Genomic DNA, 25,495 nt, shown 5'->3' on the forward strand with positions numbered 1-25,495 from the left:
GCATCCTGGCCTGTGGCGCCTGAATAGACTGAAGGCTGTCTCGGAACAGGACTCGATCATGCTCAAGAATCGTTTGCAAGACCCCAGCCTGCTGGTAGAACACGCTTACATTGATGGCCGTTGGGTGAGCGCCGATAACGCTGCCACCCTGGATGTCATCAATCCCGCCACGGGTGAGTGCCTGGCCCGGGTTCCGGCCCTGCAAGGCGCGGAAACCCGTCGCGCTATCGAGGCCGCCGACCGTGCCTGGCCGGCCTGGCGCGCACGGCCCGCGGCGGAGCGCGCGGCGCTGCTGGAGCGCTGGTATCAAGCCATGCTCGATAATCTCGACGACCTCGCCTTGATCATGACCTGCGAGCAAGGCAAGCCCCTCAACGAAGCCAAGGGCGAGATCCGCTACGGCGCCAGCTTCGTCAAGTGGTTCGCCGAGGAAGCCCGGCGGATCTACGGCGAGACCATACCGGCCCCCAGCGGTGATCGTCGCCTGCTTACTCTGAAGCAACCTGTCGGGGTTTGTGCCGCGATCACCCCCTGGAATTTCCCCAACGCGATGATCACCCGCAAGTGCGCGCCGGCCCTGGCTGCCGGTTGTCCGGTCATCGTCAAGCCTTCGGACCTGACGCCGCTTTCCGCCTTGGCACTGGCGGTGCTGGCCGAGCGAGTCGGGATACCGGCCGGGGTGTTCAACGTCGTGACCGGCATGCCGGTGGGTATCGGCGAAGAACTGACCGGTAACCCGACGGTGCGCAAGATTTCCTTCACCGGTTCGACCGCCGTGGGGAGCTTGTTGATGCGCCAGAGCGCCGAGCAGATCAAGCGTTTGAGCCTTGAGCTGGGCGGCAATGCTCCCTTTGTTGTGTTTGACGATGCGGATCTGGAACAGGCGGTGGCCGGCATCATGCAGAGCAAGTTCCGCAACGCCGGGCAGACGTGCGTCTGCGCCAACCGGATTCTGGTGCAGGACGGGATCTACGAGCGTTTTGCTCAGCGCCTGGTGGAGGAGGTGGGCAAGCTCAAGGTCGGCAATGGCCTGGAGGCCGGCGTGACCATCGGCCCGCTGATCAATACGGCGGCGGTCAGTAAGGTCGCCCGGCATATTGACGATGCTCTGGGCAATGGCGCTCGTCTGCTCTGTGGCGGCATCCCGGCAGGTGACAGCCAGTTCGTTCAGCCGACGGTGCTGGCCGAGGCTCATGCCGGGATGTTGCTGGCCAAGGAAGAAACCTTCGGTCCGGTTGCACCGTTGATGCGCTTTAGCACTGAGGAAGAGGCCCTGGCCCTGGCCAATGCCACGCCTTATGGCCTGGGCGCCTATTTCTTCACTCAGGACCTGCGTCGCTCATGGCGTTTCGGCGAGGCGCTGGAGTTCGGCATGATCGGCCTCAATACCGGGCTGATTTCCATGGAAGTGGCCCCCTTTGGCGGCGTCAAGCAGTCCGGTCTGGGCCGCGAGGGTTCCAAGTACGGCCTGGACGAGTACCTGGAAATCAAGGCTTTCCATATCGGTGGGCTGTAGAGCAACGGTTGTCTGCACAGGCTTGATTGACGCGAATCCGCAAAGGTAACGACATGAGCAAGACATTCAAGATCGCCGCGATCGCCGGCGATGGTATCGGCAAGGAAGTATTGCCCGAGGGGCTGCGGGTATTGGAACAGGCTGCGCGCAAGTGGGATCTGGGCCTGAGCATCGAAGTGCTCGACTGGGCCCACTGCGATTATTACCTGGAACATGGGCAAATGATGCCCGCCGACTGGTTCGAGCAGTTGAAAGGCTTCGACGCCATCTACTTCGGCGCCGTGGGCTGGCCGGACAAGGTGCCGGATCATATTTCCCTATGGGGCTCGTTGCTCAAGTTCCGTCGCGACTTCGACCAGTACGTGAACATCCGTCCGGTGCGCCTGTTTCCCGGCGTGCCATGCCCGCTGGCCGGGCGCGAGGCGGGGGACATCGATTTCGTCGTCGTCCGTGAAAACACCGAGGGCGAATACTCCTCCGTCGGCGGCAAGATGTTTGAAGGCACCGATAACGAATTCGTGCTCCAGGAGTCGGTGTTTACCCGACGCGGCGTCGACCGGATTCTGAAATACGCCTTCGACCTGGCCCAGACCCGGCCACGCAAGCGCCTGACGTCGGCGACCAAATCCAACGGGATCTCCATCAGCATGCCGTATTGGGACGAGCGCACGGCGTTGATGGGCGAGCAGTATCCCGAGGTGAAGTGGGACAAGCAGCACATCGATATCCTGTGCGCGCGTTTCGTCTTGCAGCCTGACCGTTTTGATGTGGTGGTGGCGTCGAACCTGTTCGGCGACATCCTTTCCGACCTGGGTCCTGCCTGTGCCGGCACCATCGGTATCGCCCCCTCGGCCAACCTCGATCCCGAGCGGCGTTTCCCTTCGCTGTTCGAACCGGTACATGGCTCGGCCCCGGACATCTACGGACGCAACATCGCCAACCCAATCGCCATGATCTGGTCCGGCGCACTGATGTTGGATTTCCTCGGCAATGGCGATGAGCGCTACCGTGCCGCTCACGACGGCATCCTCAAGGCCATCGAGCAGGTGATCGCCGAGGGGCCGATCACCCCCGACCTGGGCGGACAGGGTTCGACCCAGGATGTCGGCAGGGCGATTGCCGAAGCGCTCTGAGCCTCATTCCAGAACATCACGCTCACCCTTTTTGCCCGCTCACACTGCGGGCTTTTTTTTCCTCGGCCATGGGCATCTGCTCTTATGTACAGAGAATGGAGCATGCCCGAATGCCGGAGCAGATTCTGTCGATAAGGGTGGTGCAAATGACTGATTGGCATTAGGGCGCGGGGTGTATGGCGGTACAGTCTGGCAGATTCCATGGGCCTGCAGCGCCTGACGGATTCTGCCGTTTTGTGGGGTTAAAACAGTCGATCCGTATTTCTCAGCGGCCAAGTTCGGCTTAGAGCATTGCGTCGAAAGCTTAACCTAAGGCACATCGCAGCCTCCTCCTGGTTGCCCGGCTCACTATGGAGATGTCATGAACAGCAAATGCGAAGAAACCCCTTATCTGCTCCAGCAGCGTGATCAGTTCGTGCCGCGCGGTCTGGTCACTGCCCACCCGCTGGTTATCGATCGGGCCCAAGGGGCAGAAGTGTGGGACGTGGGTGGCAAGCGTTACCTGGACTTCGTCGGCGGTATCGGTGTGATGAACATCGGCCACAACCATCCGAAAGTGCTGGCGGCAGTGCAGGCGCAGATGCAAAAGGTAACCCATGCCTGCTTCCAGGTGGTTGCCTACCGGCCCTACCTCGACCTGGTGCAGCGTTTGTGCGGGTTGGTCGCAGGTTCCAGTGGCATTGCGCATAAGGCAGTGCTGTTCACCTCGGGTGCCGAGGCGGTTGAAAACGCCGTGAAGATCGCCCGCGCCCATACCCAACGCCCTGCAGTTATTTCTTTCCGTGGCGGTTTCCATGGTCGGACCTTGCTTGGTACGACCCTGACGGGCATGAGCCAGCCCTATAAGCAGAACTTCGGTATGGCACCGGAAGTCTTCCATACACCTTATCCGAATGCTTATCGCGGTTTCACCAGTGAGATGGCACTGCAGGCGCTGAACGAGCTGTTCGCTACTCAGGTTTCTCCGGACCGTGTAGCTGCGATCATCATTGAACCGGTCCAGGGCGACGGCGGATTCCTTAGCGCACCGGTCGAATTTCTCCGAGCGCTGCGCACGCTCACCGAACAACATGGCATCGTGTTGATTGCCGATGAAGTGCAGACCGGCTTCGGCCGTACAGGCAAATGGTTCGGGTTCCAGCACGCCGGTATTCAGCCGGACCTGGTCACCGTGGCCAAGAGCCTGGCCGCTGGCATGCCGATTTCTGGCGTGGTGGGTCGTGCAGAAATCATGGATGCACCAGCGCCCGGCGGTCTGGGCGGTACCTACGGCGGCAACGCGCTGGCTTGCGCGGCGGCGTTGGCGGTGATCGATACCTACGAGCAGGAACAATTGCTGGCACGCGGCGTGAAGCTGGGCGAGCGTCTGCGTCAGGGGCTGGTTCGCCTGCAGACGCGCTTTCCTCAGATCGGCGATGTACGCGGCAGCGGCTTCATGCTTGCGATCGAACTGGTCAAGGACGATGCGGCTCGCAGTCCGGATCCAGAGTTGAATCAACAAGTGATCGATGAGGCTCGCAACGGCGGTCTGCTGGTGATCAAGTGTGGCGTGTACCGCAACGTATTGCGTTTCCTCGCGCCTCTGGTGACTGAAGAGGCGCAGGTCGACGAAGCGTTGGATATTCTCGAAAAGGCGTTGTCACGGGTTTTGAGCTGACGCCTTGGTCTCGGTCGGCACATTGAAATAAATGCCGACCGAGCACCCTGACGAGTATCTATTTTTGAAATGCCAACATGGGAGGCATTCAGGCCATGGAACTGACGGACTATCGTGCACTGCTGATCGATTGCGATGAGGTCCTGTTCGATCGGAACTCTGGCATCTGGACGGCATTGCAACCGCTGCTCGAGAATTATCCAGATACACTGAGTAGAGAACAGGTCTTGGCTGAATATGACCAGGTGATGCGTGAGCTCTATCCTCGCTTCTCCGAACTGGGCTTCAGTGGTCTGCTGTGTTTTGCACATCGCCAATTGGCCGAGCGTCTGGGACTCAAGGCCAGTTGGGAGGAGGGCATGACGTTCGCCCGTTCGGTTTGCGAATGGTCCCTGTACGAGGACGCCCCTGGCGCGATGCTGTACCTGCGCAAATTTTATCGGCTGCTGGTTTACGGGGACCGTGACAGCGCAGATCGCGAGGCATTCTGTGAGCGTCTGGGAATCGTGTCGGAAGATTTTCTGTCACCGACCAGCAAGCCATTGGAGGATCGCGACTGGCTATTGAGAAACGACCTGGAACCCAAGGATATTCTGCTGGTGTGCGGTTCGTCTGCCGACGTATCTTTGGCAAACGGTGTGTGCCTGATCCAGCGTGGTTGCAGCGAACCTGATTTATCTGGCACCGCGGATTTTTACATCAACAGCATGGCGGACCTGGTGACACAGCATCAACAATCTCTAAGGCGCTAATACTGACAGAATGATTGCATAGAACAATCACGAGGTATGCGATGGAAGGTTTAGTCAAGCTGGACCGGATTGATATCAACATCTTGGTTGAGCTGCAAAAAGATGGCCGCATTACCAATGTCAGCCTCGCCGACGCGGTAGGTCTGTCGGCAAGCCCATGTCTGCAGCGAGTCAAGCGGCTCGAGGCAGCCGGGTATATTTCGGGGTACAACGCACATCTCAATCTGGCCAAGATCACTGAGTCGGTCACCGTGTTCACGGAGATCACGCTACACGACCACAAGCGCGAGGACTTCGCCAAGTTCGAGTCCAATATTCGCCTGGTCGATGAGGTGCTCGAATGCCATTTGATCAGTGGCGGTTACGATTACCTTGCACGTTTCATGACCCGCAGTATTCCGCATTACCAGGAAGTGATGGAGGGGCTGCTGGATAAGAACATCGGTATAGCCAAATACTTCAGCTACATCGTTATCAAATCGCCGGTGCTGAAGGATGGCGTGCCGCTGCGCAAGTTGCTGCATCGCTGATTACCGGCTCCATACCTTTGCAACGCAAAAAAAGCCCTTCCTGAGAAGGGCCTTGCGTGGCGAGTGCGCCGCTCTTATTCCTTGAGGAAGGTCAGCAGATCCTGGTTCAGGCGATCCTTGTGCGTCTCGGTCAAGCCGTGCGGCGCGCCAGGGTAGACGATCAGTCGGGCGCCCTTGATCAATGCCGCCGAAGCCTTGCCCGACGCGTCTATCGGCACGATCTGGTCGGCGTCGCCATGGATCACCAGCGTCGGCACGTCGAATTTCTTCAGATCATCGCGAAAATCGGTAGCCGAGAACGCCGCGATCGAGTCATAGGTATTCTTGGCGCCACCCTGCATGCCCTGGGCCCAGAACGACTGAATCAGGCCCTGGGACGGCTTGGCGCCCTTGCGGTTGTAGCCGTAGAAGGGGCCGGAGGCGATGTCCAGGTAAAGCTGCGAGCGGTTTTCCAGGGACGCCTTGCGCAGGCCGTCGAACACCGCCAGCGGCAGGCCGCCGGGGTTGGTGTCGGTCTTGAGCATCAGTGGCGGAACAGAGGACACCAGTACTGCTTTCTTGACGCGGGCAGTCCCGTGGCGACCGATATAGCGAGCCACTTCACCGCCCCCTGTCGAGAAGCCCACCAGGGTCACATCCTTCAGGTCCAGCGCTTCAATGACCGCTGCCAGGTCGTCGGCATAGTGATCCATGTCGTTGCCTTCCCACGGCTGGCTGGAGCGCCCGTGGCCGCGACGGTCATGGGCGACAACCCGATAACCTTTCGACGCGAGGAACATCATCTGCGCCTCCCAGCTGTCGGAGTCCAGCGGCCAGCCGTGGCTGAAGGTGACGACCTGACCGTCGCGCGGGCCCCAATCCTTGTAGTACAGCTGGACGCCGTCCTTGGTGGTGATGTAGCTGGCGGACTGGATGACGCTGCCGACGGCAGAGGTGGTGGCAGGGGCGCTGGGTTGTGCCGGCGCGGCTTGCGCGCCGACGGTCGCGAGTGCCAAGGTAGCGATGGCCAGGGTGCGGTTGAACGTGTTCATTGGGCTCTCTCCATAAGGGCTGGGTGATTGTCGCGACCGCTGTCGATCGCGTTGGTGGGCAGATTAGAGAGGTCGGGCAATGACGAGAACGGCGCTGGTATCGATAGCGACTATAGGAATTACAGATACTTGCGAGGTTTTGGTTATGGAAGCTTGCTCACGATGAGGTCGAAGGTGAATCGCCTGCTCATCCAGCACAACAGTGTTTGGGGTCTATGCTTACCTTGTCCCTCCGGTCAGCCCGCCCATGGAACGCCAACAGTCCTCCAGGAGTACACGTGAAGCCTTTGACCCCCGCCACGGCGTTGCTCTGTCTATTGCTCGGCACGGGTGTGGTCAGGGCCGAGGAATATCAGGTGGTCACTGAGGAGTGGGCCCCTTACAACTATCAGGAGAACCGTCAACTCACCGGCATGACCACGGAAATCGTCCGGGCCATCATGGCGCTGACCGGGGATGAGTTCGAGGTGCTGTTGCAGCCCAGTATGCGTGCCACCCAGGTCTTGAAGAACCGGCCCAAGACGATCATGTATTCGCTGTTCCGCACGCCGGAGCGTGAGCCGTTGTACAAGTGGGTCGGACCGATCGTGGAGGAAGCCATCTATCCTTATCAACTGGCGCGTACACCGCCGGTGAATTCCCTGGAACAACTGCTGGGCGCCCCGCAGATCACCACGCGGCACGCCGGGCTGGTGCCTGAGAAGCTGCAGTCGCTGGGCTTCAAGAACCTCGACAAAAGTGCCACGGAGAGCAAGTTGCTCTACCGCATGCTGCTGGCGGGGCGCACCGACATCATCGTGGGGGACACCGACGCAGGGGTGGCGTATTACAGCCGCCAGTTGAACATCGCCCCCGGCACGCTCCGCAAGATACCCATCGAGTTGTACCGCTCATCGCTGTACATCGCGTTCAGTCCAGACAGCGAGGATGAACGAGTCGCCGCGTGGGCCAATGCCTTGGAACAGCTACGCCAATCTGGCGAGTTGAAGCGTATCCAGCATCGTTACGAGCAGCCCCCGGCGCAATGACCGGTCAACCGAAAGAAGGCTGCTGCATTGATCACAGATTTTCATGTCGTCGATTCGAGGCTCAGAATTTGTAGACGATACCCAGCCTACCCATGATTTCCAACGCATTGGCCAGGCCCAAGCCGTTCATGGGCAAGCAGGCGAAGCTCTGGTGTTCATCGAAATGAGTGCCGATGGCTAATAGTTTCAGGTCATGGGGATCCAGTTGTGCGTTGAAATACTGGAGCAGCGCCCGTTCCCAATCGTCGGCGCCGTTGACAGTATCGATGGCTTTACGGTCGGGCATAGCGATCTCGATGTTCAACTGCCGTAACGGGCCAAGGCTATTGACGGCGCAGACCCCATGGGACGACCACTCTTTCCATTCGAACCCGGCCAGTTGATTGGCCTGGGCAAGCGCTGTTTCGAGCTGAGTCCACGCCCAGTCCCACTGTGCCGTTGGCGGCGCAATGCCCTGGATGAGCGCCTGTGCGCGATCCTCGTCGAACAGGCAATCGAACAGATCGGCCAAGGTATCGACCTGATCGAGCTGTGGCCCCGGACCTTGGGTGTCCAGGTCCCGGCTCAGACGCTGCCACAGATTGCCCAGTTCCTCCCAGTCTTGCTCATCCATGTCATCCGCGATCACCTTTGCCTTATCGCCGCGCTGGTAGTTGTCCAGTCGTGTCTTGAGGACACGTATCGCGCCGTCGACGAGATCGACCTCGTAGCTGCGGTAGTCCAGGTAGTTGGTCTGGAAAACGATGCGATCGGGAAATATCTCTTGGACGAGATCTTCTTCAGCGTCGAAATACGCCGCACCGTCGAGTGCGCCATGGGCGGCAATGATGCGTTGGAACGGCAGGGTGTCGATTGGGTTCATGTGGGTCCGATCATAGGGGATTGTGGCGTTCACGGCTTGAGGTCTGTCATTATCCTGGGCGCCAGGATTTGAGCAGAAGCGTATGAATCGTCAGAAAAAAATCAAGCAGCTACTGAAGGCCCACGCCAAAAAGGCGAGTGCCAAGTTGGCGCCGAAAAACAAACCCAAGTACGTCAGTAAAGCAGACCGATTGAAACTGGCTGCTGAATCCAGTGAAGAACCAGCCACTATCCCTGAAAGTTGGTGAGTAGGTCACAAAACCTGTGGGAGCGGGCTTGCTCGCGAAGGCGCCGGGTCAGTTGATGAAGAGATTGGCTGATCCATCGCTTTCGCGAGCAAGCCCGCTCCCACAGTTGTTTTTGGGGCTCCTCGGGATTTATGTTCGCCACGATTCCCTGTGGAGCGAGCCTGCTCGCGATAGCGGCCGGTCAGCCGCCGCCGGTGCTTCTGGAAATGCTCCTTTCATATAAAAAACTTGCTCGGCGTCTTGCCAAACTGCTTCCTGAACATGTTCGTGAACGCGCTCGGGCTGTCGTACCCCAGCGCTAGCGCAACATCGATGATCTTTTCTCCCACCGCCATTCGCTCCACCGCTTGCAGCAGGCGCACCTGCTGTCTCCACTGCCCGAAGGTAATCCCGGTTTCCTTGCGAAACAGCCGCTGGATCGTCTTCCCATCAAGGCCGAGGCGGGCGCTCCAATCCGACAGTGTCGAGCCATCGGCAGGATCGCCTTGCAGCGTGACGCAGATCTTTTTGATCCGCGGGTCCGTGGGTTGCGGAAGGTGCAGCGGCAGGGTGGGGAGCAGGGCGAGCTCATCGAGAATCAACTCCATCACCCTGGCTGCGCGGGTGTTCGGGGCGTGGGGAAGCGGAAGGTGCACTGCGACCTTGATCAGTTCACTCAATAGGGCGGAAATGCTGACGGCTTTCGTTTCGGTCGGAAGGTCCGCCACTGCGTCAGGCCGGACAAATATGCTGCGCATTTTGACGTGGCCCACGCACCGCACGGAATGTCTCTGCCCGCATGGCATCCACAGCCCCCGGTTCGACGGGACGGTCCACTGGCTGGACGCCGTGTGTACGACCATCACGCCTTCGACGGCGTAGATCAATTGGTGCTTTTCATGGGCGTGCGGGGGGATGAACCAGTCCGCAGGGTAATCGGTTGCCCGCCCGATCATGGTCCAGGCACCTTCGTCGATTTCGAGCAACGCTTCATTCAAGGGTTTGATCATGATGTCCTTTTTGCGACGGTTGATTCCCTTGTCCAGTGAGACAGACATTTGCGTGGATTCTAGGATGACGACCAGCCTGTCAGAAAGTGCTGTCATCTTCTGCCCAGGTTTTTTTTCAGACCTATCGCCTGGAAGCTTTTGTCATGTCCACCACCGCCACAGTCTCGACCACTGCCTCAGTCGTCAACCAAACGAGCCCGCTTGTCATGCGGATCATTGGTGCCTGCGCACTCGCGCATTTGATCAATGACCTCATTCAGGCTGTACTGCCTTCCATCTACCCGATGCTGAAGGCCAACTATGGGCTGAGTTTTGCCCAGGTGGGACTGATCACGCTCACCTTTCAGCTGACCGCCTCCCTGTTGCAGCCCTGGGTGGGTTATCACACCGACCGTCACCCCAAGCCCTGGCTGTTGCCTGCCGGCATGGTCTGCACCCTCATCGGCATCATGATGCTGGCGTTCGTTGGCAGCTTTGGCGCGATCCTTCTGGCCTCCGCGCTGGTGGGCATCGGCTCGTCGACCTTCCATCCAGAGACCTCGCGTGTGGCCCGGCTCGCTTCAGGCGGTCGCTATGGCCTGGCGCAATCGACCTTCCAGGTCGGCGGTAATGCGGGCAGTGCCTTCGGTCCGTTGCTGGCCGCGGCCATCGTGATTCCGTTTGGTCAAGGCCATGTTGCCTGGTTCGGCCTGTTTGCGGTCTTCGCCATTTTCGTGCAGTACGGCTTGAGCCGTTGGTACCGTAACCACCTCAACCTGTTCAAGTTGAAACAGGGCGGCAAGGCAACCCATGGTCTGTCCAAGGCGCGGGTGACCGCCGCACTGGTGGTCCTGGCATTGCTGGTGTTCTCCAAGTATTTCTACATGGCGAGTTTCACCAGCTACTTCACGTTCTACCTGATCGAGAAATTCCACCTGTCGGTGACCAGCTCTCAGGTGTACCTGTTCCTGTTCCTGGGAGCGGTGGCCGCCGGCACGTTCTTCGGTGGCCCCATCGGCGACAAGATCGGCCGCAAGAAGGTCATCTGGTTCTCGATCCTGGGCGCGGCACCGTTCACCCTGGCGCTGCCTTATGTGGATCTGTTCTGGACCGGCGTGCTGAGCATGATCATCGGCTTCATCCTCGCCTCGGCGTTCTCCGCCATCGTCGTCTTTGCCCAGGAACTGGTGCCGGGCAATGTCGGCATGATTGCCGGCGTATTCTTCGGCCTGATGTTTGGTTTCGGCGGCATCGGCGCGGCGTTGCTGGGATATCTCGCGGACATCCACGGCATCGAATACGTCTACACGCTGTGTTCCTACCTGCCGTTGCTGGGTGTGTTGACGATTCTGCTGCCTTCGACCAAGGGCGTTTAAAAGCGTTATCCCTCGGTGGGAGCGAGCGGTATGTCAGTCGCTGGAAGGCTGAATGTGCCGCTGTCATCGCGAGCAGCCTCGCTCCCACATTTTTGCAAGGTGACTACCGGCTGCTGTAGAGAAGGGAGCTGCCTATCCATCCCGGAGTCATCGTTCCGGTTCGGCCGCATCCGCCGTTCCCGAGGGCGCGATCATTCCAAGAATTGCATCACGGCACACAGCAAGAATTTCATCGGCCAGCGGCGAGTCATCCGGGCAGGCGCGGGACATGACCACAGCGCCAAGGGCATGCGCCATCAGGGCAAGATGCTTTGCCCGGACATGCGCAGCGTCTGGGTTGCCCGCTTCGCTCCCGCTTTCGCACAACGCCGTGAGCTGGGCTTCAATGCCGGCAGCAAACGTGGCGCGAACCCCTTCTTCTTTGCGCGCGGCATCACCGCACAAGGCTGCCAGTGTGCACCCTGTGGCGCGATGATCGCGGTGATCGCGCGCCAGATAGGTCTTCACGAAATCTTCAGTCGAGGCGCCAACCAATAGCGCGGCAGACTGTTCAATGCCGCACGCCGACGACTCCGCCATCAGATCGGCTTTGGAGTTGAAGTGTTTGTAGAACCCTCCCTGGGTAAAACCGGCAGCGGCCATTAAATCCGCTATACCTACGCCGTCATAGCCGCGCTCTCGAAAGAGAGCCGACGCTGTTTCCACGATGTGCGCACGATTTTCCTGCGCCTGTTTTTTCGAGACTTTCATGGCCTATCCACGGGGTTTTCATCTATGACGTCAGCATGCATTGATGTCGACTGACATCAAAATGTTGACTTTTTAGAGTTCGGTCGCAATCATTATCTGCGCTTCCATCAAAATCTGAAAGCAAATCTGAGCTGCGATACGCCATAGCCCCTACCATCCAACCTATCGGAATCAATATGAAAGCACTCACCTTCAAACGCTATGGCAAGTCGTCGGACGTCGGGTTTGAGCAGGTTTCTCGCCCAGCCATCAAGCCTGACGAATTGTTGGTCGAGGTTCACGCTGCCGGGTTGAACCCGATCGACAACATGATTCTCACGGGCATGTTCAAACCCGTTTTGAAGTTCCAGCTACCCGCCACGATAGGCAGCGATCTCGCTGGCGTAGTCAGGGAGGTTGGAAGCGCTGTGACTCGCTTCAAGGTCGGTGACGCCATTTTTGCCAGTGTGTTTGATCTTGGCATCGGTTCACTCGCCGAGTATGTCGCCGTACCGGAGCATGTTGCCGCGCTCAAGCCAGACAACTTGGACTTCGTGCAGGCTGCTTCTATTCCGATGGTGGGGCTTACCGCCTGGCAAGCGTTGAAAGGGCGTGCACACCTTGAATCCGATCAGAAAGTGTTCATACCGGCGGGCTCAGGGGGTATCGGGACGTTCGCGATCCAACTGGCAAAGTACCTGGGCGCCAAGGTAGCCACGACCACCAGCACCGCCAATACCGAGTGGGTTGGCAACTTGGGTGCAGACGAAGTGATCGACTATAAGAACCAGAATTTCGAACAGGTACTCAAGAGATACGATGTGGTACTCGGTACAACCAGGGGGGATGCGCTTGAGAAGTCCGTTGGCATTCTCAAACCCGGAGGAAAAATTGTTTCCCTCGTCGGCCCGTTGGACAAAGCCTTCGCTCAAACTCGCCGGCTGAACTTCCTCCTTACCTTCGTATTCGGCCTGATGAGTCGCAAGATCATGGGCCTGGCAAAGAAAAACGACATTAGCTATTCATTTCTCTTCGTCCGCCCGGATGGGGCTCAATTGAATGCGCTTGGCGAGCTGATCAACGCTGGGCATATCAAGCCAGTGATTGACCAGGTCTTTCCCTTTGAGCAAGCCAAGGGAGCGCTCGACTATCTGGCTCAGGGGCGCGCGAAGGGGAAGGTTGTGGTAAGGGTCAAGTGAGGGGGGGGGGCGCTACCAAGCGGGCTCGGTCGCAAGTAATCAGATGATGGCCTTTTGATTTCAAACGGATCTCGCTAGAATCCGCCTCCCTCTCTGTGAGCGGCATAAGCAAATTACGCAAGGAAGTTGATATGCAATTTGGAAAAGCCATAGGCCTCGTCCTGGCTCTGAGCCTCACTGGCTGCGCCAGCTTCACCAAAGATGAAGTCGCCCCCGTGAACCTGCCTTCGATGGCCAGCTACTCGAACAAGCCTAACGTCTATGTCGACTTCGATTTCTATCAGGGCGAACCCGACAACGCCAAGGCCACCGAAATGCCGCAAGCCCGGGACATGCTCAAGCCCGAGCTGAAACGAACCTTCGATGAATCAGGGCTGTTTGGGCGCGTGGTCTTCGATGAGTTCCAGAAGCAACCCGGCGACTATAGCCTGCGCCTGAAGGTCTACAACCACGCGCCAGGCGGTGGGCAAATGGCTCTGGCGTTCCTCAGTGGCTTCACCTTCACGATCATTCCTGCGCTGGCAACCGACCAGTACACCATGAGCCTGGAAACCGTGGACGAGCGCGGTCAATCGTTGGCCAAGACCAGCAACCACGATGCGATCAACACCTGGATCGGTATCTGGTTCCTGCCATTGGCAGGCAACACGCCCAAGGCGGCCGTTACCGACACCTTCAACCGCCAAGTCAATGCGCTGTTGAAGAACTGGGTCGACAACAACCGCATGAAATACTCCGCTGTCGACACCCACATTCCGCGGGGCTGACAACCGAAAAAAAGAGCCGCGATTGCGGCTCTTTTTTTATGCTTACTTCAACGCTTGAGTGAACTGCGGGTCGCTGTACAAGTTCTTGAGCAGGTCCTGCACCATCGGGTTGTAGTTGTTCGCCGCCGCCGGGATGGCGATCGGCCCGAAGAAGCTACTGTCCCATTCGCGTTGCACGTCCTTGGTGGTTTCGTAGAGAACCTGGTCACCCTTGCGCAACGTGAAGCGCGCAGACAGCTCGCCATGACCGCTGCCCATGCCGGCAGTGAGCTGGTTCTTGACCAATTGAACCTGCAATTGACGGTCAGCACGTGGGTCCAACAGACCCGCCTGGCGCAGCTCATCGTTGATCGCCGCCTGAATGTGCAATGGAACGCTGCCTGCGGGCGAAGAGATCGGATTCATCCGCACCATCAGCGATCCTTGGCCGGAATCGGCATTCACCTGGGCTTCACGCAGAGGCTGCATCGGCTCGTGTTGCTTGAGCTGCTGAACGTTCTGGAAGCTGGGTTCATAGCGGGCCATGGTCACGCCGCAGCCTTGGAGCAACAGTGTGCAAAATGGTAGAGCCAGGTAGAGCTTCTTCACAGCAAATCCTTATGTGCTTTTTTGGGGAGGGGGATTATCGGTGGATGGCATTTAGCTATCAAGGGATGGAAGTGCTGGTACTCTGAAAAAAAATTGCGCTGCCTGCCGCTCTCGCATATGCGGTCTCTCGTGAAAGGGGCGCAGGTTAGGGGCTGTCAAGTTAACCGGCAAGTTTGGAGAAGAGCAGGCTGGTGGCCCGGATCGGCCGGGGCCGCATTTAGCGAAAAGGAAACTGGTTGCATCGATAGCAGGGTCGAGGATCGCCCAAGAACCTCCTTTCGTCTCGTAAAGTGGCAACCAGGTTGACCCGTGTCTATTGTTTCGGGCGACAAATAGCCAACGGAGGCATGGACATGGGCCAGAGCATTTCGCCCGCCGCTTCAGCTGTGCGGAACACAGGCATGGTGGTCACGCCCTTATGGGGCTCGGACAAAATCGGCGGTATCACGGTCGATCCGGATGGTGCTATCTGGCTTGGCGCTTATAGTCGCCTGGGGCTGGGAGGCGAAGAGGATTCGGGCTTCACCGGCAGCCTGGTCCGGTTCAATGCCGACGGTAGCCTGGACCGCAACTACAGTGGAGACGGTAAATCCCTCCTGCCTGTTTCGCTCGATATCGAGGACGGCGGTAATGCCGCGGTGCAACCGGGAGGGGGCTACCTGGTGGCGCAATACGTGAAAGTAGGCGACGCTTGGATGTCAGGCGTCAGTCGTACCTTGGCTGACGGCAGCCTCGATACGGGGTTCGGGAACGGCGGTACCGCGACAGTGCCTTTCTACTGGAATGATTTTCTAGGCCAGCAAGCGTCATTTTCGGTACAACGCGACGGCAGCTTTTTCGCAAGCGCTGGGTATCCCTCCGGGGAGATCCATATCGCCCGCTTCGACGCGACGGGGACCTTGGTCTCGTCTTTCGCCAAGGGTGGGGTCCTGGACCTGGCGGCGTCCGTCGGCATTCACCCCGCCAGTATGATCGACGTTTCGCTGCAGGCAGACGGAAAGGTATTGGTCACGGGGCGGGATACCCTGACTCGCGTCAACCAGGACGGTACTCTGGATAGCAGCTTTGCGGACGGCGGCAGCCTGGCCCTGGATGTCCATGCAAACGCCCTCGTCATCCAGGACGACGGCAAAATCCTTCTGGCGGGTGCCTCGGGCGGCGTGGCGACCGTGATCCGGCTCAACGTCGACGGCTCGCTCGACACCGATTTCGGTCATCAGGGGCAGGTCAGTTGGGGTTCGCAAAGCGCTCCTTTCGCAGTCGCCGACATGATCGTGCTGGCCAACGGCAAGCTGTTGATTGGTGGAAGCCAAGGAACGAGCGCGGACGGCTATCTGGCCGCCTTGGTTCAGTTGAACGCTGACGGCAGCCTGGACCACAGCTTCGGCAATCCCGACGACGGCTATCACCACCTTGATGGTGGCGGCGATGATGATTTCTTGCTGGGTACCGCCTCGTTCGACGATGCGATTTCGGGCGGTGCCGGTAACGATCTGCTCGATGGTCAGCAAGGTCGTGACCTGCTGACCGGCGGTGCCGGGACCGATACGTTCCGTTACCAGTCAGTCACGGACAGTTACCGAACCGCAACGGCGGCCCATAGCGACCGAATTACCGACTTCGATCCCAGCACCGATACCGTCGAGCTCTTCTCCCTGGGCTTCCTCGGGCTGGGCGATGGACATGATGGAACGCTGGCGATTCGAGTCAATGAAAGCGGGACGCGGACCTACCTCAAAAGTTTCGATGCCAACGCAAATGGGGAACGCTTCGAACTGGTTTTCGACGGTGATTTGAGCCAAACGCTGAATGAAACCAACCTTCTGTTTCAGCGAGCCAGCTTGATGGGTACCGTAGGGGCCGATCGCTTACAAGGCAACGCTCGAGGCGAAATCATCGAAGGGTTGGCGGGCGATGATCGCCTTCATGGCGCGCTGGGGAATGACATATTGGTTGGCGGGGAGGGCCGGGACCTGTTGGTGGGGGGCGGCAACAACGATGTGTTCCGCTTCGACGCATTGAGCGACAGCTACCGTACCGCGACCGAGAACCACACTGATCGGCTGATTGACTACACCGTGGGTGAAGACAGGATCGATGTGTCCGCCTTGGGCTTTACGCAGTTGGGAAATGGTTACAACGGCACCTTGGACGTGGTGTTCAATGAAACCAAGAACCTGACGTACTTGAAGAACTATGAAACCGACGCCCATGGGGCTCGATTCGAGTTGAGCCTGGTAGGGGACCACTCCGGTTACCGGAGCCTGGACATCATCTTCGCCGAGCCGTCGGGAGATGAGGTTTTTCAATTGCTCGGAGTGGCTGACCTCTGGGTGTAGTCGCCTTTTCGCCTTTCGCTTTGTGTCCGGTTTTGTAAGGGAGGCAAGTCCACTTTCATTTTCATGGAAGAACGACTCGTTGTAGATCGAGAAGTGGGATCAGGTCTTGCCTACCGGTACAGACTTCGAGCCACTACTGATCGTGTGACTCGCAGCCCTTCAGACGCTGAACCGCCGCAGAATCACTTCCAGTCCGTTGGACATTGCCTTGAGTTCCTGGGTCGTTCGCACGATCCCTCCCTGGGCGGCGGCGTTCTCTTCGACACTTTGCGCCATTTTTTCGACGTTGCGCGCGACCTGCTCACTGGCTGCGCGCTGTTCCTGCAACGACAACGAAATGAAACTGACGGCCGCAAGGGATTCGTCCAGCGCGCTCTTGATCCTGTTCATGGACTCGCCTGCGCTTTCGACCAGTTTCTGACCATGGATTACGCGCTCGGAGCCTGCGGCCATGCTCTCTTTGGCTTTGTGCATGCCGTTTTGAATCGTGCTGACCAACGTGACGATTTCTGTGGTGGATTGAGCCGTGCGGGCGGCCAGGCCGCGAACTTCATCTGCTACCACCGCAAAACCACGGCCTTGTTCGCCGGCTCGGGCCGCTTCGATGGCGGCATTCAACGCAAGAAGATTGGTCTGTTCAGCGATGCCCCGGATCACACCGACAATCAGGCTGATGTCGTTCGACTGAATAGCCAACTGATCGATATCGGATGAGCTTTGCGCAACCAGATTGGCAATGTGTCCCATCTCCTGGATGGACTCGTGCATCACCGCCATGCCGTCATCGGTGATTTGTCCCGCTTTCTGTGTGGTGCTCTGGGCCTGTTTTGCGTTGTCGGCAATATGGGTGATGCTCACGGAAAGCTGCTCTACCGTGGCGGCCATGGACGAGGCTGTCTCGCTTTGCAGGGCGGCGCTGCTCATTCCCTGTTCGGAAGACGCCGACAATTGCAGGGTGGTACCCTCGATCTGCTCGGAAGCGTGGCCGATCTTACCGATCATTTCGCGCAGGCTATGGCGCATAGCCTGAACGGAGTGCAGAACCCCGGTCGACGGCTGTCGCTTATCCAGCTGTGTACCGGCCAGTTTTCCTTGGGCGATGTTCGAGCTGATGGCGGCGAGTTCTGTGGGTTCAGCACCGAGTTGGCGGCTCAGCAGCCTGGAAAAGTACAACCCGTAAGCTGCACCGGTGGCCAGCGCCAAGAGCAGAATCAATAGGCTGAGTTTGAGGTAAAAGGTGTAGGCGATCTGCTGCTGATCGAACTGGCTTTTGGCTTCGACCAGTTGCACTTCGATCAGCTCGGAGAATTTGGCTGACAAGGGGTCAATCAGTGGATACAACTGATCGGTCGCAAAGCGTGCGATACCTGCATCGTCGTTCTGACGCAACATGCCCTGCAAGTTTTGCAATGGCCCGCGAGAGGCTTCCATCAGCGGCTCGATTTGCGCGATCAGATGCGTTTCCGCCGGGATCAGTTGCGTCGATCTATAGGCTTGCCATGTTTGATCGATTTCCCGCTGGGCTTGCTCTATACGGGTCAGCGATTCGGCTTTGGTAAAGGTGCCGTTCCGCGTCTTGTGGGTGGCGTCAACGATGTCCACGGCGTACAGGTCAGCAATTCTCTTCAAGTCCCTCAGGGGTACGACTCGATCGAGATAGACTGTCTCCAGGCTGCGTACAGCGGATTGCATTCCAAAGAGTCCGAGGCCGCCGACACACAACAGACCAAACAGTAACGAGCCAGTGAGCAATAGGAGATGGGTCCTGATTTTCCAGTTTTGCATATTCCATTATTCCTGATCACCTGGATCGGGTTTCTGATCGAAAGGGCAGAGCCAGGTGTTGCATGCCCAATGAAGGCAGAATGATATCGTGTTCCGTGTGATCTAAAGTGAAGGAACGGCGACCCCGCCTTGCCTGATTACGCCGGCTGTCACTTATGCGGCAGCAACTCGTCATTCTGACTCGATCTTGATCGATCAAAAGTAGTCCTTCGAAAAGTCTGGAAAATTAGAGGTAATTTGCGGCGATACCGCATTCCTGAGAGGAATACCTCCATAAAAAACATGAATTTTATTTAAATCGCTGGATCTTTTAACGTGCTCCATCCTGCATATGGAGATGTCGCTATGAATGACCCAAGACTGCGCCTTTACGTTGACGCTCAGTTCACCAGCCCTTACGCGCTGTCATGTTTTGTGACATTGCGAGAAAAGGGAATAGAGTTCGAAATGAATACTTTGAACTTGGACGCACTGGAGAATCAGACAGACGACTACGCCCGTCTTTCGCTGACGCAAAGAGTGCCCACCCTCATACACGGCGACTTTGCGCTGTCGGAATCATCGGCAATCACTGAATACCTGGAAGATGTGTTCCCCCAGACGCCTGTGTACCCACGGCTCCCACAGAAGCGCGCCGTGGCGAGGCAAATTCAAGCGTGGCTACGCAGTGATCTGCTCCCCATCCGCCAGGAGCGCTCTACTCTCGTTGTGTTCTATGGCCACAAATACGGCCCTTTGTCAGCGTCGGCTGAGTCTGCCAGGCAAAAGTTGGTTGATGCTGCTCAACGGCTGCTTTCCGATAGTCCGGACTACATTTTTGGTCAATGGTCTATCGCCGATGTTGATCTCGCATTAATGCTGAATCGGTTGATACTCAATGGAGATACTGTACCCGCTCAACTGGAAGACTATGCTCATCGCCAATGGCAGCGCCCAACAGTGCAAGAGTGGATCAAGCTGCAACGACCTCGAATATAGCGGTTGCTAAATGGCCGATTGCTACCGCCCACATGAACCATAGCCTGGGGGTGCCTGGGCATGGCGTTTCGGGGGGCGGATGGGTTCCAATTCCTGAGGGCAGTTCCAAGGCCTCAATGGGGGCCGCTTCGCAGTCCAGCGGGGATGAATCCCCTCGCCACACAAGGATACCTGCCAGCGCCATGATCAGCCCCAATCAGCTCCACCAGAATGGTTACGTCCTCCTGCACCGAGCGATCCCAAGCGAGTGGCTCGCAGGGCTGCGTAGCGTATTCGACGCGGGCGTAAAACCCTCGGATCAATGGCCGACTCCCCGTGGCTGGGACTGGCGTCACTCCCTGCTGGATTGCGATCCAACGATCCGGGCGGTGTGCCGTCTGCCGCCGTTGCTGGCAGCGGTGGGCGAGCTGATCGGCGAGCGGTTCTTTCTCGCGCAGGTGGAAGGACGCGAGCCCTTGGCCGGTGGCGGTCATCAGCCGTTGCACCGCGACCTGTCGGCCCAGCGGCCAGGCGACACGGCGGTCGCCCTGGCTTTTTTCGATGACTATGGTCCCGAGAACGGTGCGACGCGTATCGTGCCCGGCAGCCATCGCCCGCCGCCGGAAACGCCGCCCTTTGACTTCGCTGACGAGTCCCATTCCGTGCAGCTTTCCGGGTGTGCCGGCGACATCCTGGTGTTTGATGCCGAGCTGGTCCATGGGGCCGGTCTGAACGTAAGTGGGGCACGACGTCGCTCGATCCTGATCGGCTATTTTTCGGAGCGGCTCTATGCGTCGCACTTGGAGACAGCGCATTTGCGCAATATCCGGATGGACACGAGCGAGCGATTCGAGCCTGCCGATTTTGTGTTTGGTGCGATGTAGCTGATCGCCTGCACACGGAAGTCGATTGCCTGTTCTCATGTCGGTACATATGTGGTCAGCCAGGCTCCTGGTCTGCTGAGACGCAATCTCACGGGCGCTGAGATCCACGTCTTCCCAGTGCAAGCCACCTGCACCGCTCGGATGTGCTGGTGTTGTCGGTACCGCTGCCAGTGCTATCAATGTGTTCCAGGCGTCTTGTTGTGCCGGGGTCAAGGGCGTGCCGTTGAGTCCGGCGTATTTGGCCTCCATTGCCAGTTCATCGAATTCCGGCAGCGCCATGCCTGCTCCGGGCGGCGATCCGACGATAGCGGTGGGCCTGCTGGCATGGGGTGTTGGATGTGCTACCGCCATCGCGAGCAGGGTTCGCTCGAACCAAAAGCAGAGCCTCGGGGTTCCTTAGTGACTCATTCCCTTGAGCCGCTCCGACATCTTGACCAACGCCGCCAACGAGTCCGCCTCCATCTTGCGCATCAACGCGCCGCGCCGGACTTTCACGGTCACTTCGCTCAACCCCAAGCGCCCGGCCACTTGCTTGTTCAGCAAGCCTGACACCACGAGTTCCATCACCTCCCGTTCGCCGTCGGTGAGGCTGTCATAGCGTCGTTTCAAATCATCCATCACCGCGTCCGCCTTGCGCCGTTCCCTGTCCTGGTTCAGGCCCTGGCTGATGGCGTCCAGCAGGTCCTGTTCGCGAAACGGTTTGGTCAAGAATTCCAATGCTCCAGCCTTCATGGCTTTCACCGACATGGGTATGTCGCCATGGGCGGTGATGAAGATCACCGGGAGTGGCAGGTTCAAGCGGGCCATTTCCTGCTGGAAATCCAGCCCGCTCATCCCCGGCATGCGCACGTCGAGGATCAGGCAGGCGGGAATGTCCGGCAGCGTGGCGTCCCTGAATTCACGCGCCGAGGCGAAGGCCATGCTCGGCAGGTTCACCGAGGCCAGCAGGTCTTGAAGCGAGGCGCGTACGGAGTTGTCGTCGTCGACGATGTAGACCATCGATTCGGCAAGATCGGGCTCAGTCATCGGATTCCCTTGTCACGGCCGGCAGGGTGAAGTGGAAGGTTGCACCGGATTGCGGGTTGCTGGACACCCAGATGCGCCCGTCGTGGGCCTCGATGATCGAGCGGCTGATGGCCAGGCCCATGCCCATGCCGTCGGGCTTGGTGCTGTAGAACGCATCGAATGCCCGCTCGTGGTCGTTTCCGGACAGACCCTTGCCCTGGTCGGACACGGAAAACAGCAATTGCTGACCGGACTCCAGCTCGGCATGAAATGCCAGGATGCGATCATCGGCCTCGACCTGGCGCATCGCGTCGATCCCATTCATGGCCAGGTTCAATATCACCTGTTGGATCTGCACTTCATCCGCCAGCATCGGTGGCAGGCCTTCCTGGATATGCACGCGCAGTGTGATGCCTTGCTCGTTCAGTTCTCCGGCCAAGAGTCGCAGGGCGGTATTGACCGTGTCGGCGACGTTCAGCCATTGCTTGGTGGGGGTCTGGTGCCGGGCCATGCCGCGCAGGCGGGTGATGATTTCACTGGCCCGATGAGTATCAGCGATGATGCGTTCCACCGCCAGGCGGGCCTTGGGCAGGTTGGGTGGCTCCGTCGCCATCCAGCGCAGGCAGGCGCCGCTGCTGTTGGCAACGGCAGCCAGGGGCTGGTTCACTTCGTGGGCGATGGAGGCGGCGAGTTCGCCGAGCATGTTGACCCGGGCGATGTGCGCCAGGTGAGCGCGGGTACGATGCACGGTTTCGATGGCAGCGGACAGGCGCAGGGCCAGGTAGGTCGTGCCGGCGATGGCGGCGAGGCTGATCAGCACGTTGATCTGGCCGGCCTCGGAGTCACCGAAGCGGGTCAGCCGATAGCTGAGGATCGTCAACACCATGCAGATGAACGACACACCCGCGACCGCACGCGCCGGCAGCATCCTCACGGCAATCAGCACCACGCCGATCTGGAAGACCCCCACGGCGATCTCGAGATCGGTGAGGGTGTCTATCGCCGCGATGCCGAGCGCCAGCCCCAGCAGAAGCAGCAGGCGCAGCGCCCATTGAGTCTTTCTCATTGAATATTCATCTCGTGTCGCTCGATCCGGCCGGGCTTCGACCTTGTCATTTGAATCACCTCAGGACGGATTGTCCAGGCTGAACTGATCGGCCACTTCATCGTAGGCGAACAGCTCTGCGTAGCGTCCCCATTGCGTGACACAGTCCAGGGTATGGGTGGCGTCGTGCTCGGACATGAAGTCCTCCAGTTGATCGCGGAAACGTCGGGCGGGTGCCGTGCGGGTAGGGCGGTCGTCCAGCACTCTTCGTACATGACCCACCAGCGGTACATACCGGAGCAGGTGCCGGGCGAACAGCTGCTTGCGCTCATCGACATCTGATTCGGCATAGCGGTGCCCGGCGGGGAGCAGGGTAAGGATCCCATCGTGGAGGTCGGCGAAACGCATCAGCTGCAGCACCTCGGCCACCGGAAAAAGATCGGCGTCGCTGTAGCGCAGCGCCCCGGCCAGTTCCCGCAGATCGGCCTGGCCGTCAAAGGGGTGATCCTGGACCGCCTCGATCAACCCGGCCAGTGCGTTGGTGGAGATCGACGGCAAGACCATGCCCACGCCGCTGCCGGCAAACACACCCTGGGGCAGAGAGTCTGAACGCCCACCGCCGGCCATCTGTACATAGATATGCTCCACCAGAGCCTGGAACGCCGGGTCGGAGCGATTGCGCGGCTGGTTGAGGCCGACATTGATTTCCTTCATGACGCGCCCCGGATTGGAGGAAAAAATCAGTATCCGGTCGCACATCAGCACGGCTTCTTCGATGTTATGGGTGACCAGCATGATCGACTTGATCGGCATCCGTCCCTCGCGCCACAGGTCCAGCAGATCGGTGCGCAGGGTTTCGGCGGTGAGCACGTCCAGGGCGGAAAACGGCTCGTCCATCAACAGTACATCCGGGGTGACCACCAACGCCCGCGCCAGGCCGACCCGTTGGCGCATGCCGCCGGACAGCTCCTTCGGGAAGGCGCTTTCAAAGCCGTCGAGGCCGATCATGTCGATGGCGGCCAGGGCCCGTCGGCGGCGCTCGGGCACCGGTACGTTCAAGGCTTCGAGGCCGACCTCGACGTTCTGCAGCACCGTCAGCCAGGGGAACAGGGCAAAGCTCTGGAACACCATGCGCACCGAGCTCGGTAGTCCCTGGGCATCGACCGGAAGATCGATCACACCGGCGGTGGGTGAGATCAGACCTGCGATAGCGCGCAGCAAGGTCGACTTTCCAGACCCTGAGCGGCCCAGCAGGCCGACGATTTCCCCCTCGTCCAGGCGCATGCGGACGTCATCCAGGACTCGCCGTTCGGCGCCTCCGGCCGAGCCATAGACATGTCCCACTTGCTGCACGTCGACCAGGCAGCGTTTCTCCATCATTTGCATTGGATTCATCCTCAATCAATTCGCAGTCGGCGCTCGGCGAAACCGTACAAGGGTCGACACAGCAGTTGATTGAAACCGACGACGAAGATCGCCATGACCGCGACCCCCAACGCCACCCGTTGCATGTCTCCGGCCTCGGTGGCCTGGGCGATAAAGGCGCCGAGTCCTGACGCATACAGATGCTCGTTACCCCAGGACACGGCCTCGGCGACGATGCTGGCGTTCCACGAGCCGCCCGCCGCCGTCAGGGCGCCCGTCACGTAGTAGGGGAAAACGCCGGGCAGGGTGAACCGTCGCCACCATTGCCAACCGCGCAGATGGAAGCTGCGTGCGGCCTCCCGCAGGTCGGTCGGCAGCGCGCTGGCCCCGGCGATCACGTTGAACAGGATGTACCACTGGGTGCCCAGCACCATCAGCGGCGACAGCCAGATATCGGGATCCAGTTTCAGGGCCACGATGGCGACCACCGCAAACGGAAACAGCAGATTCGCCGGGAAAGCCGCCAACAGTTGCGCCACGGGTTGCAAGCGTTCGGCCCAGCGCGGGTTCAGGCCGATCCACACGCCGATGGGCACCCAGACCAGGCTGGCGAGCGCGATGAGCACGGCGACCCGCAGCAGGGTGGCAAGCCCCAGGCCGAAGGTGTCGATGACATCTTCCAGGCCCAAGGTGCTGCCAATGAAGCCTGACAATTGAACGATACCGGTCATGCAGGTCAGCACGATCAAGCTGATCCAGAGCAGGTCCGCAGCCCGGCTGAAACGGGCGCTGGCCTTGAAGCGCAGGGGTGGCAGCCTGGGGAGTCTGTCCAGGAACAAGGAGGTTTTGAGGCCGCCCAGGGCCCCCAACGCCAAGGGCACCAGGCGCGTCGAGCGCAGCAGGTCGTAGACCCTGGAGCGAGGGCGCTTCTGGGAGGCCGTCTGTTCGAAGCGAAAGCGGTCCGCCCAGGCCACGATCGGCCGGAAGAACAACAGGTCATAGAGCATGATCACCGCAGTCATGGCCAGCACGGCCCAGGCGGTGGCAGCGATGTCCTTGCGTTCGATCGCCAGCGCCAGCCAGGAACCGATCCCCGGTAAGCTCACGGTGGTGTTGCCGACGGTAATGGCTTCGCACGCCACCACGAAAAACCAGCCGCCGGACATCGACATCATCATGTTCCACACCAGCCCTGGCGTCGCGAAGGGCAACTCCAACTTGACGAAGCGCTGCCAGGGCGAGAACGCAAACTGCCGGCTGACTTCATAGAGATCGTTAGGCACGGTCCTCAGCGATTGATAGACGCTGAAGGTCATGTTCCAGACCTGGCTGGTGAAGATGGCGAAGATCGCTGCGCATTCCACCCCGGTTTCCCTGCCGGGGAAGAGCCCCATGAAGAACACCACGGTGAAGGTCAGGAACCCGAGGACGGGCACGGATTGAAGGATATCCAGCGCCGGCAGGATGACGAGGGCGGCCTTGCGGCTTTTCGCCGCCAACGTGGCGATGAGCAGGGAGAGCATCAAGGAAGCGAACAGCGCGATGAACATACGCAAGGTGGTGCGCAGGGTGTATCCCGGCAAGTGGGCCAGATCGAGCGACAACGGCGAGGCATCCAGCACACCGAGCGGCTGGTTCATTTGCTCGACGCCATAGGCAATGAACACGGCCAACGCCACGATGAGACAAACCAGTGTGACATCGGCCCACCAGGCACCTGGCTCGTTGCAGT

Annotated in this window: 23 protein-coding genes and 1 pseudogene; 13 read left to right on the forward strand and 11 right to left on the reverse strand. The window is 59.3% G+C overall.

The window, feature by feature from the left end; genetic code table 11:
- Positions 1-58: 58 nt before the first annotated feature.
- The 5 genes from FBX99_RS17705 (at position 59) to FBX99_RS17725 (ending at position 5,588) form a co-directional block, all read left to right on the forward strand.
- Complete coding sequence (locus tag FBX99_RS17705; protein ID WP_144925482.1) at positions 59-1,516, forward strand: NAD-dependent succinate-semialdehyde dehydrogenase; 1,458 nt, start codon at positions 59-61, stop codon at positions 1,514-1,516.
- A gap of 53 nt (positions 1,517-1,569) precedes the next feature.
- A complete protein-coding gene (locus FBX99_RS17710) occupies positions 1,570-2,649 on the forward strand; it encodes a tartrate dehydrogenase (protein ID WP_145132355.1) in 1,080 nt (359 codons plus the stop codon).
- A 361-nt stretch (positions 2,650-3,010) separates the two neighbouring features.
- On the forward strand, positions 3,011-4,306 hold the full coding sequence (gene gabT / locus FBX99_RS17715; RefSeq protein ID WP_144925476.1) for a 4-aminobutyrate--2-oxoglutarate transaminase: 1,296 nt from the start codon (positions 3,011-3,013) through the stop codon (positions 4,304-4,306).
- Positions 4,307-4,401: 95 nt separating this feature from the next.
- Entirely contained in the window at positions 4,402-5,058 is a 657-nt protein-coding gene (locus FBX99_RS17720; RefSeq protein WP_145132357.1) for an HAD family hydrolase, read from the forward strand.
- A 41-nt stretch (positions 5,059-5,099) separates the two neighbouring features.
- Entirely contained in the window at positions 5,100-5,588 is a 489-nt protein-coding gene (locus tag FBX99_RS17725) for an Lrp/AsnC family transcriptional regulator (RefSeq protein ID WP_144172315.1), read from the forward strand.
- A gap of 74 nt (positions 5,589-5,662) precedes the next feature.
- Here the strand turns inward: FBX99_RS17725 and FBX99_RS17730 are convergent, their stop codons facing one another.
- Positions 5,663-6,619 carry an alpha/beta fold hydrolase gene (locus FBX99_RS17730; RefSeq protein ID WP_144925471.1) on the reverse strand — a complete coding sequence of 319 codons (957 nt, stop codon included), beginning with the start codon at positions 6,617-6,619 and terminating at the stop codon, positions 5,663-5,665.
- Between the two features lie 278 nt (positions 6,620-6,897).
- On the opposite strand from FBX99_RS17730, the gene FBX99_RS17735 reads away from it, so the two are divergent.
- Positions 6,898-7,647, forward strand: a complete 750-nt coding sequence (locus tag FBX99_RS17735) for an ABC transporter substrate-binding protein (RefSeq protein ID WP_256662480.1) — start codon at positions 6,898-6,900, stop codon at positions 7,645-7,647.
- Positions 7,648-7,708: 61 nt separating this feature from the next.
- Here the strand turns inward: FBX99_RS17735 and FBX99_RS17740 are convergent, their stop codons facing one another.
- Positions 7,709-8,509: a hypothetical protein gene (locus FBX99_RS17740; RefSeq protein WP_144925465.1), complete on the reverse strand. Its 801-nt coding sequence runs from the start codon at positions 8,507-8,509 to the stop codon at positions 7,709-7,711.
- Between the two features lie 82 nt (positions 8,510-8,591).
- On the opposite strand from FBX99_RS17740, the gene FBX99_RS17745 reads away from it, so the two are divergent.
- Positions 8,592-8,756 (forward strand): DUF2986 domain-containing protein, encoded by a 165-nt coding sequence (locus FBX99_RS17745; protein ID WP_145132359.1) that lies wholly within the window; start codon positions 8,592-8,594, stop codon positions 8,754-8,756.
- Positions 8,757-8,971: 215 nt separating this feature from the next.
- Here FBX99_RS17745 and FBX99_RS17750 read toward each other — a convergent pair whose 3' ends face one another.
- Positions 8,972-9,793, reverse strand: coding sequence for a helix-turn-helix domain-containing protein (locus tag FBX99_RS17750; RefSeq protein ID WP_144925459.1), 822 nt, complete (start codon positions 9,791-9,793; stop codon positions 8,972-8,974).
- Positions 9,794-9,888: 95 nt separating this feature from the next.
- Here FBX99_RS17750 and FBX99_RS17755 point away from each other — a divergent pair, with 95 nt between their 5' ends.
- On the forward strand, positions 9,889-11,100 hold the full coding sequence (locus FBX99_RS17755; protein WP_145132362.1) for an MFS transporter: 1,212 nt from the start codon (positions 9,889-9,891) through the stop codon (positions 11,098-11,100).
- Between the two features lie 147 nt (positions 11,101-11,247).
- Here FBX99_RS17755 and FBX99_RS17760 read toward each other — a convergent pair whose 3' ends face one another.
- The gene (locus tag FBX99_RS17760) at positions 11,248-11,850 is read right to left on the reverse strand and encodes a TetR family transcriptional regulator (RefSeq protein WP_145132364.1); all 603 of its coding nucleotides are present in this window, start codon (positions 11,848-11,850) and stop codon (positions 11,248-11,250) included.
- A gap of 176 nt (positions 11,851-12,026) precedes the next feature.
- On the opposite strand from FBX99_RS17760, the gene FBX99_RS17765 reads away from it, so the two are divergent.
- The gene (locus FBX99_RS17765) at positions 12,027-13,028 is read left to right on the forward strand and encodes an NADP-dependent oxidoreductase (RefSeq protein ID WP_145132366.1); all 1,002 of its coding nucleotides are present in this window, start codon (positions 12,027-12,029) and stop codon (positions 13,026-13,028) included.
- A gap of 131 nt (positions 13,029-13,159) precedes the next feature.
- Positions 13,160-13,795 carry a hypothetical protein gene (locus FBX99_RS17770; protein WP_144925447.1) on the forward strand — a complete coding sequence of 212 codons (636 nt, stop codon included), beginning with the start codon at positions 13,160-13,162 and terminating at the stop codon, positions 13,793-13,795.
- Positions 13,796-13,837: 42 nt separating this feature from the next.
- On the opposite strand, the gene FBX99_RS17775 is transcribed toward FBX99_RS17770, so the two are convergent.
- Positions 13,838-14,383, reverse strand: coding sequence for a hypothetical protein (locus FBX99_RS17775; RefSeq protein WP_145132368.1), 546 nt, complete (start codon positions 14,381-14,383; stop codon positions 13,838-13,840).
- A 353-nt stretch (positions 14,384-14,736) separates the two neighbouring features.
- Between FBX99_RS17775 and FBX99_RS17780 the strand changes: the two genes are divergently transcribed.
- Complete coding sequence (locus tag FBX99_RS17780) at positions 14,737-16,722, forward strand: M10 family metallopeptidase C-terminal domain-containing protein (protein WP_145132370.1); 1,986 nt, start codon at positions 14,737-14,739, stop codon at positions 16,720-16,722.
- A gap of 159 nt (positions 16,723-16,881) precedes the next feature.
- On the opposite strand, the gene FBX99_RS17785 is transcribed toward FBX99_RS17780, so the two are convergent.
- A complete protein-coding gene (locus FBX99_RS17785; protein WP_145132372.1) occupies positions 16,882-18,507 on the reverse strand; it encodes a methyl-accepting chemotaxis protein in 1,626 nt (541 codons plus the stop codon).
- A 345-nt stretch (positions 18,508-18,852) separates the two neighbouring features.
- On the opposite strand from FBX99_RS17785, the gene yfcF reads away from it, so the two are divergent.
- Both yfcF and FBX99_RS17795 read left to right on the forward strand, forming a co-directional pair.
- Complete coding sequence (gene yfcF / locus FBX99_RS17790) at positions 18,853-19,485, forward strand: glutathione transferase (RefSeq protein ID WP_145132374.1); 633 nt, start codon at positions 18,853-18,855, stop codon at positions 19,483-19,485.
- A 182-nt stretch (positions 19,486-19,667) separates the two neighbouring features.
- A complete protein-coding gene (locus FBX99_RS17795) occupies positions 19,668-20,348 on the forward strand; it encodes a phytanoyl-CoA dioxygenase family protein (RefSeq protein ID WP_145132376.1) in 681 nt (226 codons plus the stop codon).
- A 162-nt stretch (positions 20,349-20,510) separates the two neighbouring features.
- Here the strand turns inward: FBX99_RS17795 and FBX99_RS29205 are convergent.
- The 5 genes and pseudogenes from FBX99_RS29205 to FBX99_RS17820 all read right to left on the reverse strand — a co-directional run.
- Positions 20,511-20,627, reverse strand: a pseudogene (locus FBX99_RS29205) (FMN-dependent NADH-azoreductase); the annotation flags it as partial.
- A 117-nt stretch (positions 20,628-20,744) separates the two neighbouring features.
- Entirely contained in the window at positions 20,745-21,374 is a 630-nt protein-coding gene (locus FBX99_RS17805) for a response regulator transcription factor (RefSeq protein ID WP_144925431.1), read from the reverse strand.
- Positions 21,367-22,419 carry a sensor histidine kinase gene (locus tag FBX99_RS17810; protein WP_144925428.1) on the reverse strand — a complete coding sequence of 351 codons (1,053 nt, stop codon included), beginning with the start codon at positions 22,417-22,419 and terminating at the stop codon, positions 21,367-21,369. Before FBX99_RS17810 ends, FBX99_RS17805 begins: the two co-directional genes overlap by 8 nt.
- A 60-nt stretch (positions 22,420-22,479) precedes the next feature.
- On the reverse strand, positions 22,480-23,784 hold the full coding sequence (locus FBX99_RS17815; RefSeq protein WP_144925620.1) for an AAA-associated domain-containing protein: 1,305 nt from the start codon (positions 23,782-23,784) through the stop codon (positions 22,480-22,482).
- 11 nt (positions 23,785-23,795) lie between these two features.
- Positions 23,796-25,403 carry an ABC transporter permease subunit gene (locus tag FBX99_RS17820; RefSeq protein ID WP_256664084.1) on the reverse strand — a complete coding sequence of 536 codons (1,608 nt, stop codon included), beginning with the start codon at positions 25,401-25,403 and terminating at the stop codon, positions 23,796-23,798.
- Positions 25,404-25,495: the final 92 nt, after the last annotated feature.

Origin of the sequence: Pseudomonas sp. SJZ074 (assembly GCF_007828215.1) — a bacterium.
Lineage (GTDB): Bacteria > Pseudomonadota > Gammaproteobacteria > Pseudomonadales > Pseudomonadaceae > Aquipseudomonas.

Bases quoted from the DNA above. Each gene is read 5' to 3' on its own strand.
- FBX99_RS17705 (WP_144925482.1), top strand. From the start codon at position 59: ATGCTCAAGAATCGTTTGCAAGACCCCAGCCTGCTGGTAGAACACGCT.
- FBX99_RS17710 (WP_145132355.1), top strand. From the start codon at position 1,570: ATGAGCAAGACATTCAAGATCGCCGCGATCGCCGGCGATGGTATCGGC.
- gabT (WP_144925476.1), top strand. From the start codon at position 3,011: ATGAACAGCAAATGCGAAGAAACCCCTTATCTGCTCCAGCAGCGTGAT.
- FBX99_RS17720 (WP_145132357.1), top strand. From the start codon at position 4,402: ATGGAACTGACGGACTATCGTGCACTGCTGATCGATTGCGATGAGGTC.
- FBX99_RS17725 (WP_144172315.1), top strand. From the start codon at position 5,100: ATGGAAGGTTTAGTCAAGCTGGACCGGATTGATATCAACATCTTGGTT.
- FBX99_RS17730 (WP_144925471.1), bottom strand. From the start codon at position 6,619: ATGAACACGTTCAACCGCACCCTGGCCATCGCTACCTTGGCACTCGCG.
- FBX99_RS17740 (WP_144925465.1), bottom strand. From the start codon at position 8,509: ATGAACCCAATCGACACCCTGCCGTTCCAACGCATCATTGCCGCCCAT.
- FBX99_RS17745 (WP_145132359.1), top strand. From the start codon at position 8,592: ATGAATCGTCAGAAAAAAATCAAGCAGCTACTGAAGGCCCACGCCAAA.
- FBX99_RS17750 (WP_144925459.1), bottom strand. From the start codon at position 9,793: ATGTCTGTCTCACTGGACAAGGGAATCAACCGTCGCAAAAAGGACATC.
- FBX99_RS17755 (WP_145132362.1), top strand. From the start codon at position 9,889: ATGTCCACCACCGCCACAGTCTCGACCACTGCCTCAGTCGTCAACCAA.
- FBX99_RS17760 (WP_145132364.1), bottom strand. From the start codon at position 11,850: ATGAAAGTCTCGAAAAAACAGGCGCAGGAAAATCGTGCGCACATCGTG.
- FBX99_RS17765 (WP_145132366.1), top strand. From the start codon at position 12,027: ATGAAAGCACTCACCTTCAAACGCTATGGCAAGTCGTCGGACGTCGGG.
- FBX99_RS17770 (WP_144925447.1), top strand. From the start codon at position 13,160: ATGCAATTTGGAAAAGCCATAGGCCTCGTCCTGGCTCTGAGCCTCACT.
- FBX99_RS17780 (WP_145132370.1), top strand. From the start codon at position 14,737: ATGGGCCAGAGCATTTCGCCCGCCGCTTCAGCTGTGCGGAACACAGGC.
- FBX99_RS17785 (WP_145132372.1), bottom strand. From the start codon at position 18,507: ATGCAAAACTGGAAAATCAGGACCCATCTCCTATTGCTCACTGGCTCG.
- yfcF (WP_145132374.1), top strand. From the start codon at position 18,853: ATGAATGACCCAAGACTGCGCCTTTACGTTGACGCTCAGTTCACCAGC.
- FBX99_RS17795 (WP_145132376.1), top strand. From the start codon at position 19,668: ATGATCAGCCCCAATCAGCTCCACCAGAATGGTTACGTCCTCCTGCAC.
- FBX99_RS17805 (WP_144925431.1), bottom strand. From the start codon at position 21,374: ATGACTGAGCCCGATCTTGCCGAATCGATGGTCTACATCGTCGACGAC.
- FBX99_RS17810 (WP_144925428.1), bottom strand. From the start codon at position 22,419: ATGAGAAAGACTCAATGGGCGCTGCGCCTGCTGCTTCTGCTGGGGCTG.
- FBX99_RS17815 (WP_144925620.1), bottom strand. From the start codon at position 23,784: ATGCAAATGATGGAGAAACGCTGCCTGGTCGACGTGCAGCAAGTGGGA.
- FBX99_RS17820 (WP_256664084.1), bottom strand. From the start codon at position 25,403: ATGAACCAGCCGCTCGGTGTGCTGGATGCCTCGCCGTTGTCGCTCGAT.